At 73.6% G+C, this 20,527-nt stretch carries 17 protein-coding genes; 7 read left to right on the top strand and 10 right to left on the bottom strand.

Annotation, left to right across the window (positions count from 1 at the left end; genetic code table 11):
• Window positions 1–2 precede the first annotated feature (2 nt).
• Both tilS and EV376_RS03760 read left to right on the top strand, forming a co-directional pair.
• Window positions 3–995, top strand: coding sequence for a tRNA lysidine(34) synthetase TilS (gene tilS / locus EV376_RS03765; protein WP_130320764.1), 993 nt, complete (start codon window positions 3–5; stop codon window positions 993–995).
• Window positions 996–1,057: 62 nt separating this feature from the next.
• A complete protein-coding gene (locus tag EV376_RS03760) occupies window positions 1,058–2,689 on the top strand; it encodes a gamma-glutamyltransferase family protein (RefSeq protein WP_130320763.1) in 1,632 nt (543 codons plus the stop codon).
• A gap of 54 nt (window positions 2,690–2,743) precedes the next feature.
• On the opposite strand, the gene EV376_RS03755 is transcribed toward EV376_RS03760, so the two are convergent.
• Window positions 2,744–3,706 carry a helix-turn-helix domain-containing protein gene (locus tag EV376_RS03755; RefSeq protein WP_130320762.1) on the bottom strand — a complete coding sequence of 321 codons (963 nt, stop codon included), beginning with the start codon at window positions 3,704–3,706 and terminating at the stop codon, window positions 2,744–2,746.
• A gap of 151 nt (window positions 3,707–3,857) precedes the next feature.
• On the opposite strand from EV376_RS03755, the gene EV376_RS30055 reads away from it, so the two are divergent.
• From EV376_RS30055 to folE, 4 genes are all read left to right on the top strand, one after another.
• Window positions 3,858–3,995 (top strand): hypothetical protein, encoded by a 138-nt coding sequence (locus EV376_RS30055; protein ID WP_165437946.1) that lies wholly within the window; start codon window positions 3,858–3,860, stop codon window positions 3,993–3,995.
• Between the two features lie 101 nt (window positions 3,996–4,096).
• Window positions 4,097–4,669 (top strand): hypoxanthine phosphoribosyltransferase, encoded by a 573-nt coding sequence (hpt, locus tag EV376_RS03750; RefSeq protein WP_130320761.1) that lies wholly within the window; start codon window positions 4,097–4,099, stop codon window positions 4,667–4,669.
• A gap of 356 nt (window positions 4,670–5,025) precedes the next feature.
• Entirely contained in the window at window positions 5,026–7,044 is a 2,019-nt protein-coding gene (gene ftsH, locus EV376_RS03745) for an ATP-dependent zinc metalloprotease FtsH (protein ID WP_130320760.1), read from the top strand.
• Window positions 7,045–7,079: 35 nt separating this feature from the next.
• Window positions 7,080–7,745, top strand: coding sequence for a GTP cyclohydrolase I FolE (gene folE, locus EV376_RS03740; protein ID WP_130320759.1), 666 nt, complete (start codon window positions 7,080–7,082; stop codon window positions 7,743–7,745).
• Window positions 7,746–7,748: 3 nt separating this feature from the next.
• Here folE and EV376_RS03735 read toward each other — a convergent pair whose 3' ends face one another.
• Together EV376_RS03735 and EV376_RS03730 are read right to left on the bottom strand one after the other, a co-directional pair.
• Window positions 7,749–8,477: a hypothetical protein gene (locus tag EV376_RS03735; RefSeq protein ID WP_130320758.1), complete on the bottom strand. Its 729-nt coding sequence runs from the start codon at window positions 8,475–8,477 to the stop codon at window positions 7,749–7,751.
• On the bottom strand, window positions 8,474–11,110 hold the full coding sequence (locus tag EV376_RS03730; RefSeq protein ID WP_130320757.1) for an FtsK/SpoIIIE domain-containing protein: 2,637 nt from the start codon (window positions 11,108–11,110) through the stop codon (window positions 8,474–8,476). The genes EV376_RS03735 and EV376_RS03730 overlap by 4 nt, the downstream gene beginning before the upstream one ends.
• Before the next feature lie 194 nt (window positions 11,111–11,304).
• Between EV376_RS03730 and EV376_RS03725 the strand changes: the two genes are divergently transcribed.
• Window positions 11,305–11,859 (top strand): hypothetical protein, encoded by a 555-nt coding sequence (locus EV376_RS03725; protein WP_130328508.1) that lies wholly within the window; start codon window positions 11,305–11,307, stop codon window positions 11,857–11,859.
• Between the two features lie 5 nt (window positions 11,860–11,864).
• On the opposite strand, the gene EV376_RS03720 is transcribed toward EV376_RS03725, so the two are convergent.
• The 7 genes from EV376_RS03720 to EV376_RS03690 are packed head-to-tail and all read right to left on the bottom strand — an operon-like array spanning window position 11,865 to window position 20,290.
• Window positions 11,865–12,458 carry a hypothetical protein gene (locus tag EV376_RS03720; protein WP_130320756.1) on the bottom strand — a complete coding sequence of 198 codons (594 nt, stop codon included), beginning with the start codon at window positions 12,456–12,458 and terminating at the stop codon, window positions 11,865–11,867.
• Window positions 12,459–12,471: 13 nt separating this feature from the next.
• Window positions 12,472–13,641, bottom strand: coding sequence for a M23 family metallopeptidase (locus EV376_RS03715; RefSeq protein ID WP_130320755.1), 1,170 nt, complete (start codon window positions 13,639–13,641; stop codon window positions 12,472–12,474).
• The gene (locus EV376_RS03710; protein ID WP_130320754.1) at window positions 13,638–14,192 is read right to left on the bottom strand and encodes a hypothetical protein; all 555 of its coding nucleotides are present in this window, start codon (window positions 14,190–14,192) and stop codon (window positions 13,638–13,640) included. Before EV376_RS03710 ends, EV376_RS03715 begins: the two co-directional genes overlap by 4 nt.
• The gene (locus tag EV376_RS03705; protein WP_130320753.1) at window positions 14,189–16,111 is read right to left on the bottom strand and encodes an HAD family hydrolase; all 1,923 of its coding nucleotides are present in this window, start codon (window positions 16,109–16,111) and stop codon (window positions 14,189–14,191) included. The genes EV376_RS03710 and EV376_RS03705 overlap by 4 nt, the downstream gene beginning before the upstream one ends.
• Before the next feature lies 1 nt (window position 16,112).
• Window positions 16,113–19,565 carry an ATP-binding protein gene (locus EV376_RS03700; protein ID WP_130320752.1) on the bottom strand — a complete coding sequence of 1,151 codons (3,453 nt, stop codon included), beginning with the start codon at window positions 19,563–19,565 and terminating at the stop codon, window positions 16,113–16,115.
• A gap of 34 nt (window positions 19,566–19,599) precedes the next feature.
• Complete coding sequence (locus EV376_RS03695) at window positions 19,600–19,962, bottom strand: hypothetical protein (RefSeq protein ID WP_130320751.1); 363 nt, start codon at window positions 19,960–19,962, stop codon at window positions 19,600–19,602.
• Between the two features lie 13 nt (window positions 19,963–19,975).
• Window positions 19,976–20,290 carry a hypothetical protein gene (locus EV376_RS03690; protein WP_130320750.1) on the bottom strand — a complete coding sequence of 105 codons (315 nt, stop codon included), beginning with the start codon at window positions 20,288–20,290 and terminating at the stop codon, window positions 19,976–19,978.
• Between the last annotated feature and the right edge of the window lie 237 nt (window positions 20,291–20,527).

The raw sequence follows: 20,527 nt of genomic DNA, 5'->3' as shown, positions 1-20,527 counted from the left end.
CCGTGGCCGCGCTCGCCCCGTCGGTCGCCGCGATCCGGGTCGCGGTCCGCCGCGCGTTGGCCGGGCTGCCCGGCCCGGGGCCGGTGCTGGTCGCCTGTTCGGGAGGCGCCGACTCGCTGGCGCTCGCCGCGGCCACCGCCTTCGTGGCACCGCGCCTGGGCCGTGCCGCCGGCCTGGTGACCGTCGACCACGGCCTCCAGGCGGGTTCCGCGGAGCGGGCCGCCGCCGTGGCGGCGTGGGCCCGCGAGACGGGCTTCGCCCCGGTCGAGGCGGTCCGGGTGGACGTCTCCGGCCGGCCCGGAGGACCGGAGGCCGCCGCCCGCGAGGCCCGCTACCAGGCGCTGGCCGAGGCCGCCGGCCGGCTCCGGGCGGCGGCGGTGCTGGTCGGGCACACCCGCGACGACCAGGCCGAGACGGTGCTGCTCGCGCTGGCGCGGGGCGCCGGTCCGCGCGGGCTGGCCGGCATGCCGGCCCGGCGGGATCTGGACGGGGTGCCGCTGCTGCGGCCGCTGCTCGAGGTGAGCCGGGAACAGACCCGCAAGGCGTGCGCGATGCTGGGGCTCACCCCGTGGGAGGACCCCCACAACGCCGATCCGTCGTACGCCCGCGCCCGGATCCGGGCCGACGTGCTGCCGGCGCTGGTGCGGGCGCTCGGGCCCGGCGTGCTGGACAACCTGGCCCGCACCGCCCGGCTGGTCGCCGACGACAACGCCGCCCTGGACGACCTCGCCACCGCCGCGCTGGACGAGGTCCGCCACCCGGACGGCGGGCTCTCCGTTCCCGCGCTGACCGGGCTCGCGCCCGCCGTGCGGGGACGGGTGCTGCACGCCTGGGCCCGCGAGCTGGGTGCGCCGCCGGCCGCGTTGTCGTACCGGCACGTGACCGCGCTGGAGGCCCTGATCAGCGGCTGGCACGGCCAGGGTGCCGCGTACCTGCCCGGGGGGATCCGGGTGCTCCGCCGCGACGGCCGCCTCGCCGCGGTCGGCCTCCGCTGACCCGCCTCGGTGGAAGATCGGCGCGGGGTGACCGGGAGCGCCGGAGGCGGTAGACATGGCGGATGGCGTACCCCCGCATGCCCCTCTTCGCCCCGCGCGGCGCGGTAGCGACGAGCCACCCGCTCGCCGCGGCCGCCGGCCTGGCCGTGCTGCGGCGCGGCGGCAACGCCGTCGACGCGGCGCTGGCCACCGCGACCACACTGACCGTCGTCCAGCCGCCGTCCAACGACATCGGCGGTGACCTGTTCGCGATCGTCTGGGACGGCGACCGGTTGTACGGGCTGAACGCCTCCGGCCGGTCCCCGGCGGCGCTGACCCGCGAGGCGGTGCTCGCCGCGACCGGTGGCGCGGGCGCCGAGCCGGCGGCCGCGCTCGGCGGCGCCCAGGGCCGGGGCGCGGCGATGCCGGCCCGGGGCTGGTTGCCGGTGACCGTGCCCGGCGTCCCGGCCGGCTGGCGGGACCTGCACGCCCGGTTCGGGTCGCTGCCGTTCGCCGACCTGTTCGCCGACGCGATCGGGTACGCCGAGCACGGTCACCCGGTCTCCACCGGGGTGGCAGCGGCGTGGGAACGGGCGCTGGCCGGGCACGCCGGCTTGACCGGCGAGGAGTACGCGGAGTTCACCCGGGTGTTCGCCCCGGGCGGCCGGGCACCGCGGCCGGGTGAGCGCTGGCGCAACCCGGACGCGGCCCGGGCGCTGCGGCGGATCGCCGAGACCGGCGCGGACGACTTCTACCGGGGTGAGATCGCCGACGCGCTGGCCACGCACGCCGCCCGCACCGGTGGCCTGCTCACCGGTGCCGACCTGGCCCGGCACACCTCGACCTGGGTGACGCCGGTGCACGCCCGCTACCGGGGGCACGAGGTGTGGGAGTTGCCCCCACCCGGTCAGGGGCTCGCCGCGCTGCTCGCCCTGCAGATCCTGGACGGCCTGGACCTCACCGGACCGCCGGCCGAGCGGTTGCACCGCCAGGTCGAGGCGGTCAAGCTCGGCTTCGCCGACGCGCATGCCCACGTCGCGGACCCGGAGCGGGCGGCCGTGCCGACGGAGGCGCTGCTCGACCCGGCGTACGCCGCGTCCCGGCGGGCGTTGGTCACCGACCGGGCCGGTGATCCGGTCGCGGGTGAGCCGGAGCGGGGCGGCACCGTCTACCTCTGCGTCGCCGACGCGGACGGGATGATGGTGAGCCTCATCCAGTCCACCTACCTGGCGTTCGGCTCGCACGTGGTGCTGCCCGGGTACGGCTTCGCGCTGCAGAACCGGGGTCTGGGCTTCCGCCTCGACCCGGACCATCCGAACGTGGTGGCGCCCGCGAAGCGCCCGTTCCACACGATCATCCCGGGCTTCCTCACCCGCGACCACGCCCCGGTCGGCCCGTTCGGGGTGATGGGCGGGCACATGCAGCCGCAGGGCCACGTGCAGCTCCTGTCGGCCACCCTCGACCGGGGGCTCGACCCGCAGGCGGCGCTGGACGCGCCGCGCTGGTACTGGCACGTGGGGCGGACGCTGCTCGTCGAGCCCGGTCTCGCGGCGGAGCCCGGCCTGGTCGCGGGGTTGCGCGCCCGGGGGCACGAGGTCGCCGTCCCGGGCCAGCCGTCGGTCTTCGGGTACGGGCAGGCGATCTGGCGGCACCCGGCGGGCGGGTACGTCGCCGGCTCCGAGTCCCGGGTCGACGGCAGCGTCGCCGGCTTCTGACGTCCGGCGCGCGGCCGTCGTTCCGGCGGCTGACCGGCGCGTCGGGGAGCCGGATCAGTGCGCCGGCGTGCGGTCCCGGAAGGTGGTGCGGTACGCGTGCGGGGTGGCGCCGACCCGGCGGGTGAAGTGGTGGCGCAGGGCCGCCGCGTCGGAGAAGCCGGACCGGTCGGCGACCTCGTCGACCGTGAGCCGGGTCTCCTCCAGCAGCCGCCGGGCCAGCAGCACCCGCTGGTTGGTGAGCCAGTCGTGCGGCGTGGTGCCGGTCTCGGCCCGGAACCGCCGGGCGAACGTCCGGGGTGCCATCTCGGCCCGGGCGGCGAGGTCGTCCACGGTCAGCGGCCGGTCCAGGTGACCCATCAGCCACTCCAGCACGGGCTCCAGCGTGGCCGCCTCGGGCGCCTTCGGGATCGGCGCCTCGATGTACTGCGACTGCCCGCCGTCGCGGTGCGGGGGGACCACCATCCGGCGGGCCAGCCGGGTGGCGACGGCCGAACCGTGCTCCTGCCGGACGAGGTGCAGGCAGGCGTCGATGCCGGCGGCGGTGCCGGCGCTGGTCAGCAGCCGCCCGTCCGCGACGTACAGCGAGTTGCACCGCACCTTCGCGGCGGGGTGCCGGCGTTGCAGGTCGTCGACGTACTTCCAGTGGGTCGTGCACTCCCGGCCGTCGAGCAGCCCCGCCTCGCCCAGCACGAACGCGCCCGAGCAGACACTGAACACGTACGCGCCCCGCTCGTCCACCCGGCGGAGCGCGTCGAGCGCCGCCGCTGGCACCGGCGTGCCCCGCGTGTGGGCCGGCACGGCCACCAGGTCGGCCTCGTCGACCGGCGCCAGGTCGGCGTGCGGTGTGAGCTGGAACCCCGACGAGGTGCGGACCGGGCCTCCGTCGACGGTGCAGACGGAGAACCGGTAGCCGGGGAAGCCGTCGGCGGTGCGGTCGGTGCCGAAGACCTCGGCCAGCACGCCGAGCTCGAACGTGGCGACGTTGTCCAGGGCGATGACGGCGACCGAACGGAGCATGTGACGAGGGTAACCCAGGAGGTGGCAGAAATTCGAGGCAGGGTGGCATTCCTGCCACTGGGCGGGTGCGATGGTCGCGGCGGAGACTGGGGACAGTCCGGTGCGCACCGGCGGCGAAATCAATACGAACCTCGCGAAAGTGAGCGCCGCCATGGAGTTTTTGCTGTTCCTGCTCTTCTTCGTCCTGCTCGCGGCGGCCTCGGCCGCCGGCCTGACCGCCGACAGCCGGGACTCGGCCGACTGGAAGCCGACCGACGGCGGCTTCCGCTGGCGGTCCCGGGCCCACTGAGCGTTCTGATGGCCGTTGTCCGAAAAATCCGGGGCGGGGCCGCGCCCGAAAGGGGCGGCCCCGCCGCCGACGGCCAACCGGCGTACGGCAGGCTAGGAGCCATGGCTGACGGCTCCTGGTACGACGCCGACATCGACCACGTGATCATCTCCGAGGCGCAGATCCGCGAGAAGACGGCGGAGCTCGCCAAGCAGGTCTCGGCGGACTACGCCGACGTCGAGGACGGGCTGCTGCTCGTCTGCGTCCTCAAGGGCGCGGTCATGTTCATGGCCGACTTCGCCCGGGCGCTGGGCCGGCACGGCCCGCCGGCCGAACTGGAGTTCATGGCCGTCTCCTCGTACGGCCAGGGCACCACCTCGTCCGGCGTGGTGCGGATCCTCAAGGACCTGGACCGGGACATCGCCGGCCGGCACGTGGTCGTGGTCGAGGACATCGTCGACTCCGGCCTGACCCTCTCCTGGCTCCTGCGCTACCTGGAGTCCCGGTCGGCGGCCAGCGTCGAGGTCGTCGCGCTGTTCCGCAAGCCGGACGCGGTGAAGGTGCCGGTCCAGGTGAAGTACGTCGGCTTCGACATCCCGACCGAGTTCGTCGTCGGCTACGGCCTCGACTTCGGCGAGCGGTACCGCGAGCTGCCCTACGTCGGCGTGCTCAAGCCCGAGGTCTACGCCCGGTAGCGGGGGCCGGCCGACGTTCAGCGGACTCTCAGGCAACCGGACTACCGTGGAGGCCGGTGGCGTGGAGGCTTCCTCCACGCCCGACCCCTCGAACCGCGTGACCGGGCGGTCGGGTGGCCGGGTGCGGAGCTCCCGTCGCGTCGGCCGAAACCCTGGTTCGCCCTACGCGTAAGTGCCGGGCTGGCAAGCTCGCATCTGGCACGAACGGTGTACCGTCGAATAACCGTGGCGCGATTCGGCGCCCCGGGGTCGAGGCCGGCCCGCACGGCGGCTCGGCCGCCGCGCTGGCGGCGACACCATCAGACGGTCAGGACGTCGATCAGGAGGATGCGGGCGTCACGGCGCTCGACAACAGCATGGAACGTACGCGTTTCTTCCGCCGACCGGTGGTCTGGATCATCCTGGTCATCCTCGGCGCCGTTGTGCTCAGTCAGTTGTTCACCGCTGGTCCCAGCTACCACCGGGTGGACACTTCCGTTGCGCTCGACCACCTCAACACCGGCACGCCCAAGATCGACAAGGTCGTCTTCGCGGACAAGGAGCAGACGATCCAGCTCGATCTGGCCGAGAAGGTCAAGTTCGGTGACACCGAGACCGACCGGATCGAGGCCCAGTTCCCCTACGAGGTCGGTGACGAGGTCTGGAACGAGGTCCTCGAGGCCAAGGCGAACAACCGGGTCACCGGCCCGGCCGACACCAAGGTGTCGTCCGACAGCATCTGGGTGAGCCTGCTGGTCAACCTGCTCCCCATCGCCCTGCTGGTGCTCCTGCTGCTGTTCTTCATGTCGCAGATGCAGGGCGGCGGCTCCCGGGTGCTCAACTTCGGCAAGTCCAAGGCCAAGATGATCACCAAGGACACGCCGAAGACCACGTTCGCCGACGTGGCCGGCGCCGAGGAGGCCGTCGAGGAGCTGCACGAGATCAAGGACTTCCTGCAGAACCCGGCGAAGTACCAGGCGCTGGGCGCCAAGATCCCCAAGGGCGTGCTGCTCTTCGGCCCGCCCGGCACCGGCAAGACCCTGCTCGCCCGGGCGGTCGCCGGCGAGGCCGGCGTGCCGTTCTACTCGATCTCCGGTTCCGACTTCGTCGAGATGTTCGTCGGTGTCGGCGCCAGCCGGGTCCGGGACCTGTTCGAGCAGGCCAAGACGAACGCCCCGGCGATCGTCTTCGTCGACGAGATCGACGCCGTCGGCCGCCACCGCGGCGCCGGCATGGGCGGCGGCCACGACGAGCGCGAGCAGACCCTCAACCAGCTCCTCGTCGAGATGGACGGCTTCGACGTCAAGGGCGGCGTCATCCTGATCGCCGCCACCAACCGGCCGGACATCCTCGACCCGGCGCTGCTGCGGCCGGGCCGCTTCGACCGGCAGATCCCGGTGGACGCGCCGGACATGGAGGGCCGCAAGGCCATCCTGCGGGTGCACGCCAAGGGCAAGCCGTTCACGCCGGACGTCGACCTCGACGCCGTGGCACGGCGCACGCCGGGCTTCAGCGGCGCCGACCTGGCCAACGTGATCAACGAGGCCGCGCTGCTCACCGCCCGCAAGGACCAGCGGGCGATCACCAACGACTCCCTGGAGGAGTCGATCGACCGGGTGATCGCCGGTCCGCAGCGTCGCACCCGGGTGATGAGCGACCAGGAGAAGAAGATCACCGCGTACCACGAGGGTGGGCACGCGCTGGTCGCCTGGGCGCTGCCGCACGCCGCCCCGGTGCACAAGGTGACGATCCTGTCCCGGGGCCGGTCGCTGGGCCACACCCTGGTCCTCCCCACCGAGGACAAGTACACCCAGACCCGCGCCGAGATGGTCGACACCCTGGCGTACGCGCTGGGCGGCCGTGCCGCCGAGGAACTGGTGTTCCACGAGCCGACCACCGGCGCCGGCAACGACATCGAGAAAGCCACCCAGCTGGCCCGCGCGATGATCACGCAGTACGGCATGAGCTCCAAGCTCGGCGCGATCAAGTACGGCACCAGCGGCGACGAGCCGTTCCTGGGCCGCAACATGGGCCACGAGCGGGACTACTCCGACGCGGTCGCCGCCGAGATCGACGCCGAGATGCGGGCGCTGATCGAGCTGGCGCACGACGAGGCCTGGGAGATCCTGGTCGAGTACCGGGACGTCCTCGACAACATCGTGCTCGAGCTGATGGAGAAGGAGACCCTGTCCACCCAGGACATGGCCCGGATCTGCGCCCGGGTGGCCAAGCGGCCGCCGATGGCCCCGTACAACGGCTTCGGCAAGCGTCAGCCCTCCACCGAGCCGCCGGTGCTCACGCCGGCCGAGAAGGAGGCGCTCAAGGCGCAGGCCCAGGCCGACGGTGCTTCGGTCGGCGGCGGCCCGGCCTCGAACAACTCGGACGGTCCACACTGAGCACCGATGACGCGGCGGCCAGCACCCACCGGGGGCTGGCCGCCTCCGCTACCGAGCCGGACGGCGACGAGGCGCTGGACTACGTCGCCGCCCGACTCATCAGCGGCAAGCTCACCGGCCGCCCGGTCGAGGAGACCATGGACCTCGCCCGGATCGAGAAGGCCGTACGCGAGATCCTGATCGCCGTCGGAGAGGACCCGGACCGCGACGGGCTCCAGCAGACTCCGGCCCGGGTCGCCCGCGCGTACGCCGAACTGTTCGCCGGGCTCCGGGTCGACCCGGCCCAGGTGCTCACCACGGCCTTCGAGGCCAACCACGAGGAACTGGTGCTGGTCCGGGACATCGACGTGATGAGCCTCTGCGAACACCACCTGCTGCCGTTCCGCGGCAGCGCGCACATCGGCTACATCCCCGGGCCGGACGGCCGGATCACCGGCCTGTCCAAGCTGGCCCGCCTCGTCGAGGTCTTCGCGCGCCGTCCGCAGGTGCAGGAGCGACTCACCTCGCAGATCGCCGACCTGCTGATGGACCGGTTGGAGCCGCGTGGCGTGATCGTCGTGCTCGAATGCGAGCACATGTGCATGGCGATGCGCGGTATCCAGAAGGCCGGCGCGCAGACCATCACGTCGGCGGTGCGCGGCACCCTGCAGCGGGACGCGAAGTCCCGCGCCGAGGCGATGGCCCTGATCAACTCACGCTGACGGTCAGCCGGCCAACAGGGCCAGCAGGAGTACGGCGCTGGTCAGGACGGCCGGGACCAGGCAGACCAGGACGCCCAGCCGCGGCGTGCGGTCCGGCCGGCCGCCGGCACCCGGCGGGAAGAGCCGACCGACGCCCCACCATGCCGCTCCGAACGCCACCGCCGGCATCGCCAGCCCGCCGACCAGCGCGGCGACGGTCACCGGGCCCGGCCCGGCGACGACAAGGAGCACCAGCTGGACAACCGGCACCAGGAGGGCCAGCGGGGCGTACACGAGGAGGTTGCGGGCGGCGGTCGGCCAGCCGGCCGCGCCGACCAGCCCACGCGCGGCCAGCGCCGCCTCCGCCGCGTCCACCCGGGCGCGCGCAACCCGCAGCGCGGTCAGCACCGCCGCCGGCCCGCTCGCCATCGACCGGGTCGCCTCGGTCAGCTCCGGCGGCGTCGGGACCAGCGAGATCGGCGGTACGCCCGCCTCCCGCAACCGCGCCTCCTGCGCCGCCAGCCGCGTGCGTACCGTGGCCAGCTCCTCCCGGGCGGCCTGGACCGCGCGGGCCTGCTCGCCCGCCGCGGTGGCGGCATCGCGGCGGACGCCGTCGAGCTGGCGGGCCGCCCCGAGGTAGTCCGTCCAGGCCGCCCCGACCGGTTCGCGAACCGCCTCCGCCACGTCCTCCGCTGCGTCGGAAGCCGTGCGCTGCTGGCCGGGCCCCGGACCCCGGGTGCGTGCCCGGCTCACGCCGGCGCTCCGTCCACCTCGAACGGCACCAGGACGACGCCCTGATCGCCGTGCCCGTCCCAGAGCGCCGCCCGAGCCTCCCGGGGACGCCAGTCCACCGGCCGGCCGAAGATCGTCGCGAGCTGCGCGCCGGGGACGTCCACGACCGCGACGGCGGCGAGTTTGGCCACGTCACCCTCCGGTTCGAGCAGGGACGCGAACGACGGCACCGTGCGCCACCGGCCCAGCAGGTGCCGGCCAGCCGGCGGGCCCTCCCGGAGCAGCGCGCCGAGCCGCTCAGGCGGGAGCTGCTCAGCGCTCGGCCCGTCCAGGTCGAAGGCGACCAGGTACGCCGGTTCGCCCGCGTCCACGGCGGCCGCCAGCTCGGCGCGGCCGACCGCCTCGACCGGGTGCCGCGCGGCCAACTCGACGGTGAGCGCCTCGGCGAGCGGCCGGCTGTCGTCCTCGGGCGTCACCACCACGAACCGCGCGGAGCCCGGCGGATGGTGGGCGGCCACGCTGCGCGCCGCGTTGACCAGCAGACCGGCCGCCTCCGCGCCCGGACCGAGCACCGCCAGGTTGCGGCCCGGCGAAGGCCCCAGCGGCACCGCCACCGTCGACCGGGTCACGTCCACCGCCCGGCCCAGTAACGCCGCCGAGCCCGCCGCCCCACCGGCGACCGCCGCCCGGTACCGGGGATCGTTGCGGAGCAGCGGGCGTGCGTACCCGGCGAAGACGACCGGTGGCGCCGCCCGCTCCGGCCGGGCCTCCCACAGCCGGTGCCGCAGACCCTCGACCACATCGGGATGGTCCTGCGGATCGGGGAAGCGGACCATCCGCTCGTGCCCACGAATCGCCCCCCGGGGCCCGCCGAGCCCACCCGCCGTGTTGACCACCGCGCTGCCCACCGGCAGCCCGGCGGCCGAGTCGTTGGTCGGCTCGAGGACCGCGCCGCCACCCGGCAGCGCCACCCGCACCGGGAACTGCCCGAGCACCGAGTCCCGGTCGGTCCGCGAGCCGAGGCCCAGGTCACCCTCGCCGGCCAGGACCAGGTGCACCCCGTACGACCGGCCCGCCCGGGCCAGGGCGTCGAGCCGGGCGGCGGCCTCGGTGGCGATCCGGTCCCGCCCGGTGAGCAGCAGCGGGAGGTTGTCCACCACACAGACGACCCGGGGCAGCTCGCGGTGCTGCCGAAGTTCGGCGTAGCGCTGCCCGCCGGCCCGCGCCGCCGCCTCCTCCCGGCGGCGCACCTCGGTCGCGAGGAGGTCGAACAGGTCCAGCACGTACTCCCGGTCGGCGGCCATCGCGGCGGCCCGTACCTGGGGGATCCAGGACCGGTCACGTTCGGTCTGGAGGAACTCCGCGAAGGACTCCCCGGCACCGAGGTCGGCCAGGTAGAGGACCAGGTCGCCCGGACCGTACCGGGCGGTCAGGCCGAGCAGGGCGGTCGTGAGGAAGGTCGACCGACCGGCCCCCGACCGGCCGCTCACCAGCCAGTGCGGGGTCAGCTCGGCGAACCCCAACGACACCGGCCGGCCGCCGGCGTCCCCCACCGTCGTCGACAGGCCGTCGACCGAACTCGCCGTCCAGAGCGGCTCGGCCGGGTCGGGAAGCAGATCCGTCAGGGCCAGTCGGGAACCCGCCTCCACCTGGTCGGCCAGTCGGCGGCAGACCCTCTCGATGAGGTCGGCGGGCGGATCCGGCTCGATGAAGACCGGCGAGTTCAGCCCGCCGGGAGGGTCGGTGTCCGGCCCGTCCGGCGGGGTGTGCGATCCGCTCCGGGTGGCCGGCGGCCCGGCCTGGGCGGTGCGTTGCTCCGGGGCGCGCTGCCCGGGGGTACGCGGACCGCCGAAGGAGGTGCCCGGCGGGTCCCCGAGCAGCGCGTACGCCGTGCGGACGGCGAGCGGAGTCGCCCGCGGAACCGGCGCCCGCCCGGCCGACCAGCCCGCCACGAGCAGGTGCAGACCGCTGGCGGCGCCCTGCTCGGCGAGAGCCTCGATGCGGCTCAGGTCGGTTGGCCCGGTGCCATCGGGCAGCGCGGCGATCATCAGCAGCAGGGCGCGGTCGTGCCGGCGGCGGCCGCTCGTACCCGGCGCCACCCACTGCTCCGCCTCGGACAGCACCGCACGCAGCCCGGCCACGTCCGTCGCCGGTGGCGGCAGGAGACCGGCGTCGGCCAGCGCCGCGAACGACGCCAGCGCCGTGCCCGTCGCGTCCACCGCCCGGACCAGCAACGCTCCGGCGGGCGTGGCCGCCAGCAGCCGCAGCAGGACGGCCCGCAGCAGGCCCGCCACCCGGGGATCCCGGGCGTCGGCGTCGATCACGAGGTTCCCGGTGCCGACCAGCGGGACCAGGGCAGGGAAGCGGGCGTCGTCGAGGGGCGCCGCGGTGCCGACCCGGACGAAGGCCGGCGGACCGTCACCGGCCGGAGTGGACGGAGTCAGGGTTTCCAGGGCGGCGCCCGCCCACCCCGGCGCGAGCAGGCCGGCGGCGGTGCGGAGACGGTTGGCCAGCTCGTACTGGCGGCCGTGGTCGGCGGGCACGGGACGGATGCCGTCGAGGACGTCGGCGGCGGCCGTCACGGTGGCGGCGGCCCGGCGGTGCAGCGCGGCGGCCCGGCTCGCCCGCGCCCTCGGACCGGCCACCGCGTCCACCCCCTCCGCGAGGTCGGTAACACCTCCCCGCGCAGAGACGGTAACCCAGGATGACCCGCTCCCGACGGACGTGCGGCGGCGGTGCGCCGGTGTTTGTTGTGGATGTCACCGGTGGGGAGGGGTCCGTCACGATCCGCCAAATCTGAGGCATTGGGTCTGCCGTCGGCAGCCGATAGCCTCAGGGAGTGGAATCAGTGCAGCCCCCCGCCGGTTCCCAGGTCTCCCGGGTACCGGCGCAGCGGCCCCCCTCCGACCACCTGGCGCCGCCGACCCCGACGCCGGCACCGGTCCGGCCGCGCCGCCGGCTCCGCACGATCCTCACCGTGGTCGGCTCCGTTCTGACGGCGCTCCTGCTCGGCGGGATCGTCGGCGGCTACCTGCTGTACGACCGCGCCACCACCCCCGACCGCAGCTCACCTGACGTCGCAGTGGTCAACTACCTGCAGGCCTCGCTCGTGGCACGCGACGAGAACCGAGCTGCGCTGTTCACGTGTAAGCGGTCCCTGTCTTCAGTTGAGCAGTTCCGTGCTCAACTCGAGCGGCGCGAGCGGGAACTCGGTGTTGGCTTTTCGATCAACATAGAGAACGTTGCGGTCTCTAAGGATGGCGCCTCGCGAGCCCGCGTCACCGCTGTCATCCGCCGAAGCGCCGTGATCGACGGTGTCCAACAGAGTCTTACCGACTCCTGGACCTTTGACGTTCAGGACCAGGAGGGGTGGCGGGTCTGCGATGCCGCACCTGTCGGCTGACGGGTTCATTCAATCCAAAGCAGATGGACAGGAACCTCCATGGTGGTGGGTGTCTGCCCGCGCCAGGCCCACCGGTACCACTCGATCTCCCGGGTGATCCGGACGCAGATGTCGCCCTCGGCACCGGAGTAGGTCTCGGTGACCGCACGCAGGTCCCGGTGCTCGACCGAGTCGACCACGTGCACGACCCGCCGGCCGGCGACGGCGTCGGCCTCGAAGACCGGTGTCGGCGCTCGGCGGGCCGGGGCGTCCAGCGACACGAGGCGGTCACCGTCCCGGGCGGCCGGCTCCCGGCGGGCGCCGACGGTCTCCACCCAGACCCGGTCCACCGGCACGAGCGGGGCGAAGACCTCCACCTGGTCGGCCTCCGCGCGGTACCACTCGTGTTCCGGAATGACCGGTACGTAGGTGCGACTGCCCTGGACGACGCGGTCGTCCGCCCGGAGATCTCCTCGCCAGCCCAGGCCGGCCAACCCCACCAGCACCCGGCGCCCGCGCAGCTCGACGCCGCCGGTGGCGGGCACGATCTCGATCGGTCGGGGCGGCAGCGGTGCCCAGTCCGGCTGGCCCGCGAAAGGGTCGGGCAGCGGATCGGTCATGGCTGTCGACGCCTCATTCCACACTCCGCAGCGGCGCGCCGCGCTCCCGCATGAACCGTACCGGGTCGATCGCGCCGCGGCTGCTGCGGTCACCGTCGGTGTGGACCTCGAAGTGCAGGTGGGGCCCGGACGAGTTGCCGCTGCTGCCGATCTCGCCGATCACTTCGCCGGCCCTGACCGTCTGGCCGACCCGGACCCGCGGCTTGCTCACCATGTGGCAGTAGCGGGTGATGATCTCCCCGGCGTGCAGGATGTCGACGAACCATCCGCAGCCGCCCTTGCCGGGCCAGCCGTCCACGTCGCAGCTCAGGCGCCCGGCCCGGTCCGGATCGCAGCGGGAGACCAGCACGCGTCCGCTGGAGGCGGACCGGATCGGCGTGCCCTTGCGGGCTCCGATGTCGACGCCGTTGTGGGCCGGCCGCTCCGCGGTGCGGAAGCCGGAGCCGACGTCACCGGGAATGGGCGCGGTCCAGCCGGAGGCGGCGATCCGGCCGTCCTCCGCCGCGTCGCAGGCCTGGCCACCGGCGACGGGTACGGTCCGGGCCGCGCCGCCGGCCAGCGCGTTCACGATGGTGGCGGCGAGGGTCTCGTGCTTGGCGTACGCGTCCGGGAAGGCGCTGATCTGCACGGCCTGCGCGGCCCGGGTCAGCGGCATCCGCTCCCAGCCGGGCACCTTGAGCAGCTTCTCGTAGAACTTGCGGGCCGCGTACTCCGGGGTCATCCGCTGCGCGACCGAGCCCCAGCTCGCCCGCTGCTGGAACAGCCCGACCGAGTCGTGGTCCGAGCCGACACCTTCGTTGGGGATCGTCTGCGACCCGGCCACCGTGGGGTTCGCGAGGTTGCGCAAGCGCGACTCCTGCATGGCGGTCGCCACGGCGATCACCCAGCCGCGCGGCGGTACCTTCATCTCCTGCCCGACCTTGATGATGCGCGCGGCGTTCCGGAGCTGGACCTCGCCGTACTGCGACATCCGGGGCATCTCACCGGTGATCTCGACGCGGAAGTCACCGGTGCAGTCCTGGTTCGCCAGCCGCAGCCGGTCGCCGCCGTCGCCGCCCAGGTCGGTGAGGAAGAAGGCACCCGCCCCCCCGGTGCAGCAGAGCAGCGCGAGGGTCGCGGTGAGCGCGGCGGCCAGCGCTCCGGCACGGACCGGACGACGGTGGGGCCGGCTCACTCCGCTCATTGCTGCTCCCAGTCGATCGCGTCCACCAGCCATCGGCCGTCAGGCGCCACCAGTTCCAACCGGAGCCGCCCGGTGTCGAACGGCACCCGCACCTCGACGACGGTGTCCGAGCGGGGCTCGACCGTCAGATCACCCGTCACCTGCCCGGACGGGACGTCGGCCGGCCCGGCGCCGACGAGCTGTTCGGCCAGCGCCGGCGTGGCCAGCGGGCGCAGGCCGGCGTGCCACTCCTCCGGGGTGGTGCCCGGCTCGGCACGCCACGCGCCGACGAACCGCTCCGCGATCTGCTGCGGCGTCGGCTCTCCGGGGCGGGTGACGGGCGTGGGGGCACCGGTGGCGATCGCCCCGTCGTCACCCGCGGTCGGGGGAACCGTGGTGATGGGCCGGTCCGGCCGGTTGCTGAGCCCCGCCCCCGGATCAGGCGGACCGGCGACGAGCCGGGCGGCTCCGATGATGCCGAACACCACGACGGCGAGCGCCAGCGCGATACCCAGTCGGGACCGCAGGACCCGGGTGAACAGGGATTCGATCGCCCGCCGCACCGCGATCACCGAGCCTCGGAGCGGATCCGCGGCGCGTTGCGGTCGGGAACGGCCTCCGCGGAGCCCGGCCGGTAGATGACGAACGACGGGCTCTCCTGCGGAACGTCCGGCTCCGTCCAGGTGGCCGGTTGCCGCCGCTGCCGTGGGGTCGCCGGCCGTCCCGCGGCCTGCCGCTCCGCACGCGCCGGCTCGACCTCCCCGCGCCGCTCGTGGCCGTCGGGTCGGCCGCCCTGCTCGCCGGAGTGCACCGGATCCTCCCGCCGGGCCTCCGGCCGCAGGGTGCTCTGTTCGGCGACCACCCGCCGGCGACGCCCCATCGCCGGTTCGGCGGTGCCTCCCGGCTCGACCACGTCGAGGCGCGCCGCCGTGCGCATGTCGCGGAAGAACCGCCGGTGCCAGGAGCCGGCGGAGCTGACCGCCTCGCTGCTGTCCTTGCCGCCGAGCTGGGTGATCCGCCGGTACGGGCGCAGCAGCAGCCAGCCGACCACGCCGCAGAGCCAGACCAGCACCACCTGGAGCCAGCCGGGCAGGGTCGGCGTGCTCATGATGAGGTCGACGGCGAACAGGTAGATGGCCGCGCCGGTGCCGAAGATGGCGATGTTGAAGACGGCCGCGACGACCGCGTTGCCCAACCGGCGCAGGCCGGCGCTGGCCGGGCGCAGCAGCCCGACCGTGCCGAGGATCGGTGCGGCGATCACCGCCCATCGGAAGATCAGGAAGCCCAGCAGCACCAGCACCGACGCGGTCAGGTCGAACATCGCGAAGAGCAGCGCCGCGAGCACCGCGATGAACCCGGCGCCCACCCGGTCCATGTCCCGGACGCCTTGGAGGTACTCGTACGCCTCCGGGTCCTCTTCCCTAATCTGCTCGGCGACCTTCATCCACTGTTTTTGCTTGGCTTCGATCGTCGCCTGACGGGTTGCCGGATTGGCCCTGATCGACTGCACCTCTCCCCAGGTAAGAGCGCGTGCATCGTAGAGGGCGGGCCCGTACTTCTTGGCCGTTTCACTGTCGGCTGAGCCGAGTACACCACGGAGCCAGTTGCGATAGAGCATGGACTCGGTGGCGGTGTCGCTCGCTCGCACAGCCGGAGAACGAAGATCCTTACAGCGATCTGGATTCGGATCGATACACCGGCCGGGTGTCTTCGCCGGCGGGCCCACAGCCTCATGAACGACACCCAACGTAGTGATCAGGGTGCCATCGGCGATGTTGGCGGACTTCGCGGGCCAGGCGGCCAGCGCGGTCACCGCCACCATGACGAGGAGGGCCCAGCCTGCGGTCGTCATCGCGTTGCTCATGTCTGACTGGCGTGAGCGCCACAGCAGGTAAAGACCGACCACGCAGAGGGTGATGATGCCAAAAACGGTGAACACCTTCTGGTAGACGGCCTTCGTCGCCTGCTCCACCAGTGGGTCCGCCCAGCCCCACATGGTACGTGGATCCCAGGCCCGTTCCCGCAGAGCGTTTGATGCGCCGATCACCGCAGTGGCGAGCATGAACTCACCATTCGCGACCGTCGTCGTGAACTTGTAGTCCGGATGAAGGACAGTTGCGGCGCAACCGATGTCGTAGGTGGTGTAGCTGTACCCGGCATACCCATAGAGGCTGTATCGACCGGTGACACCTCCTGAATGCGACTCGGGCGGTGATCCCGCAAACCATCCGGCGAGTCCCGCATCGGGTGCGCCCGGCACCGGCGGCTCGAGGCACTCTGCTCGCGCCCCTGTCACATCCTTGAGCTTTCCCACACAGGCGCGGAAGTCGGCCTGCCACTCCTGGGTGGTGCAGAGGTCGGCCGGAGCCTGCGCCGTCAGCGGCGCGACCGGTGCCGCCGCCGCGCCGACCGCCGGCCAGCCGATCGTGGCGCCGGCCAGGATGCCGAGGGCGAGCAGGAGCGCCGCCGTCCGTGCCCGGGCGCCGCCCATGTCACGCCTCCAGATCCGGTGCGATGGCGGGTAGCACCCCGGCCGCGGCGGCCACCGCGGCCGGGGTGGTGTCGAGGTGGTCGAGCAGGCCGTCGACGTACGAGACGTCGACCCGGACCTTCTGCACCCGGCCGTCGACGTCGCGCATCACGAACTCCCGGAAGCCGAGCCGGGAGGCCGACGTGGCGTCGGCGGTGGAGAGGGAGGCGAGGGTGGCCTCGTAGCCGTCGTTGACCGGCACCCGCAGCAGGCGCAGCGCCTCGGAGGCGATCTCCGCGTCCTCGGCGATCCGGCCCACGAAGACCGTGGAGACCAGGTTCTGCACGTCGAGGCCGAGGATGTCCTTCGGGTTCTGCGAGGCGACCAGGGCGGCGAGGTTCCACTTGCGGGAGTCGCGGGCGAGGCGTACGAGGAACGAGCGGCCGGAGCGCCAGCCCTCCATGAAGTGCGCCTCGTCCAGGCCGACCAGCTTCCGCGACGACATCGACCCGCCGTAGCAGCGGCGGACCGCGAGCCGGTGGGCGGTGTGCAGCATGGGCAGGGCGAGGGCCTCCTCGGCCGACCAGTACTCGCGCTCGATCTTCAGATCGGGCAGGCGGAGCCCGGCCATCGTGATCACCGTGAGCGCGGCATCGGGCCCGAGCAGCCCCTCCGGCGGCCGGCCGAAGAAGAGCATGGCGAGCGGCATCTCGGCGGTGTCCAGCAGGAGGTTGGCCAGTTCCTTGCCGGCGTCGTCGTCGAGCTGCCCGAGGGTGGCGACCACGTCGTCCAGGGTGGACGTCTCCTCCGCCGGCACCTGGCGTACGGCGTGCCGGAACAGCGTGGCCGTCGACGCCTCGCGGGCCACCTGCGGCGGCACGAGCATCATGCAGATGTCCTGGACGAGCATCCGGCGCTCGGCCCGGGCGTTGGAGACCGCGATCTGGAACTCCCGGTCGCCTGCCGCACCGGTGCCGAACTCGCTGCGCAGCGGCGTGGGGATGAGGGAATACGGTGCGAGGGTGCCGGGCTCGGAGCCGGTCAGGTTGAGCACCCGCGCGTACGGCGCCAGCTCGGGCATCGCGCAGAGCCGGGCGAGCGGGCCGGACGGGTCAAGCAGCGTCACCTGGACACCTCGCCGGGCAGCGAGGTAGCCGAGGGCGCCGAGCAGCGTCGACTTGCCGCCGCCGGGCTCCGCCACGAACACCGCGAGCCCCGAGCGCTCCCGGACCTCCATCGGGAAGTGCAGGTCGAGGAAGACCGGCCGGCGGCAGGTGCCCGCCGTACGCCCGATCAGGTCGCCGCGCCGGTCGCCCACGGTCGAGGCGGCCTGGGGGAGGGCGGCGGCGAGCAGGTTGACCGGCATCCGGCGGACGTACCCGGTGTTGGCGATCGGCTCGCCCGGGATGAACTCGCGGGCCAGCCAGTCCTGGTTCTTCGGGTGCTGCAGCGAGATGCGCAGCTCACGCGAGTAGAGCTGGATCAGCCGCCGGGCGCGCTCCAGGCACTCCTCCCGCGTCCGGCCGCCGACCGCGATCCGGTGCCAGCCGTGGGCCCGCGCGGAGTCGACCGGCAGCCCGGTGGTCATCTCGTCGCCGATCACCAGGGCCCGCTTGGCGAGCCGCTCCAGCTCCGGCGGCGCGTCGATGCCGTGTTCCGCGTAGTCGAGCTGCTGGGACCGAATCATCCGCAGCCGGTGCTCCAGGTTGCGGAAGGAGTCGCCGGGACCCAGGATGTCGACCCGGCTGGACAGCTCCATCGGCCACGGCAGCCGCTCGTGGAAGTGCAGCCAGGGCTCGTGCCGCTCGGGGATCTCCAGCGGCTCCATCCGACCCACGGCGAGCACGGCGACGTGCCGCTCCTCGCCGGTCATCCGGTTGACCAGCTTGACGGTGGACCCGTACGGCGTGCGGTAGCGCTCCACCTGCTCGGTCAGGGCGAGCAGATCGCCGCGCTCCCAGCGCCCGTCGGTGACCGGGGAGAGCTGCCCGGGCGGTGCCATGCAGAGCGCCACCGAGCGGTAGAGCAGCCACTCCAGTTCCTGTGCGGTGACCCGCCGGCCGCGCATGCCGAAGGCGGCGAGCACCTCGTCGAACTGCTCGACGGTGCGGCCGAGCTTGCGCCGTTCGCCCTCGGCCACGCCCCGGCCGAAGGTGCGCAGCATCCGTTCCACCAGCGAGTCGCCCAGCGACCGCCGGGCGAACGTCACGCCGAGGTAGGTCTGCCCCTCGGCATGGTTGACCGACAGCAGGTGCCGCTGTGCCGCGACGAGATGGTCGGCCCAGCCCGGCGTCCCGGGGACGTCGGGCAGCGGCAACGGCGTGTGCGAGTCGATGGCGCGCGCCCACTCGTCGGCGGGGAACGGGCGGGTGGTGCGTCTCAGGTGCAGGCGGAACCCGGCCAGGCCGGCGTACTGCTCGGAGATGGCCGAGAGCAGGGCCTCCCGTTCGGCGTCGGGACGGAACGCCCACCGCACTTCGGGCAGCCAGTACCAGGCGGTGACGGTGTTGGGGGTGAAGGTCAGGTGGCCGGCGATCTCGGTGATGGCCAGCTCCACCGACGGGTCCCGGTCACCGAACTTGATCTTCGGCGCGCGCACCCGTACGGGCTTGGTCGGGCGGTCCCGACGGCTGGCGGAGCGCTGCCGGGGCGGGGCCAGGTCCCGCGTGCCGGTCCGCTCGGGCAGCTGCTCACCGGCGTGGCGGTGCCGCGGCTCGACGGGCACGGCGGTCGCCGGCGCGGGCTCGTCCGCCGGGGCGTGGACCGCGGAGGGGCGGCCGCCGGTCTGGTGCGGCACCCGGGCCGGCCGTGCGGACGGCTCGGCCTCCGCACCGGACGGCTCGGCCACCGGCGCCCGCCGGGCGGGTCGCGCGACCGCCGGCGTCCGCTCGGCGGGTGCCGTGGCCGGACCGGCCGGTGGCTCGCCGGCGGCCCGTGCGATGCGCGCTCGTGGCGGCGCGATCGTCGGTTGCTCACCGGTGGCCCAGCCGGAGCGGGACCGGGGCGGGTCGACCGCCGGCTGCTCGCCGGTGGACCACCCGCCGTTGCCAGCATTCGGCTGGCCCGGTGCGGTCGTGGGCCGGGCCGGTTGGACCCGTGGTGCGGGCACGGCGGGCCTGGCCGGCTGGTGCGGTGGCGAACCCGCGGCGGGTTGCAGTGGGATCGCCGGCTGTTCCCGGGCCGGTTGGCGCGCCGGCGTGCCCCGGGCCGGACGGGTCGCCCCGAAGAGGTCGAGGAAGGGGGAGTCGATGTCGGTGCCGTCGCCGGGGGCGGGCTCCGCGGAGGCCCGCCGCTGCAGCGGGCGCGGCGCCTGGAAGACGCCGACCCCGCCGTGGCTCGGCGTCGTGGCCAGGGCCGGATCGAGCGCGGTCTCGTCGACGTCGGTCGCGTCCGCGTAGTCGTACGACCGCGTAGGGTCACTGTGTGGAGCGGGCGGGCGCCCGGCCGGGGATCCCGGCGTGGAGGAGCGACTCATGCCACCGCCTCACCCGCGTCGTTGCACTGCCCGGTCATGCCAGTTCCTCCCGGATCCTGATCCGGCTGCCGACCAGGCGGGGGTCGCGTAGCTCGGCGGCCGGCTCCCGGGTGCGCCGCCAGTCGGTCAGCGCGGTGCGGATCACCATCCGCGCCGGCCGGTCCGGGTCGACGTACCGGAAGACGAACGAGGTCGTCACGATCGCGAGGGCGATCTCCCAGGCCGGGAAGAGCTCGACCCGCAGCGTGAACAACCAGTGGATGAACATGTAGAGGGGAACGAGCAGCATGAACAGCCCGTACTGCGCGTACGGGAGGTGGACCGGAAGGGTGTAGCCGGGCGGCCCGAGGTAGACCAGGCGTGCCCGGTAGATGTCGTCGTCGGTGCGCAGCCGCATGTCCTGCCCGCGCCTATTCGAAGATCAGGTCGATCAGGTAGTCGCCGACGAAGAAGAGGGTGGCGGCTCCGGCGATGAACGCCAGCCCGACGATCGCGATGGCCGAGCTGGTCAGCACCTTGGAGATCTCGCCCCGGCTCGCGCGCCCGATGAAGATGACGCCCAGCACGGCGAGCAGGATCGGGGCGATCTTGCTGGCGAAGAAGGTGACAACGCCCTCGGTGTCGATGCCCTTCGGCGCCGGTTCGGCGAGTGGCGTCGACCCCAGGGTCGAGAGAGCGTGGGCGGCGGCGGACGACGCCGTCTCCATCAGCTCGATGGCGATCACTGGAACCTCCCCATAACGCGGCCGGCGGCGCCGCGGCGGTGCAGTAGGCATGCCTGGCGGGAACGGTGCTCAACGTCGCGCGGCCACGACGCCGCGTTCGTCACCCACCACGGCGAGTGGTGAGCTCTGGGCGGATTTTCCCGCTTCGGCCCTCCCTCCAGGCTTCGCCATCTCGATGCTGGGCAATTCCAAAGCGTACGGCCACCCACGGTCTGCGACAAGGCGCGAAGACTGGGG

Source organism: Micromonospora sp. CNZ295 (assembly GCF_004217535.1).
Note: the sequence above shows the minus strand (reverse complement) of the source record. Positions and strands in the feature narration are given on the sequence as shown.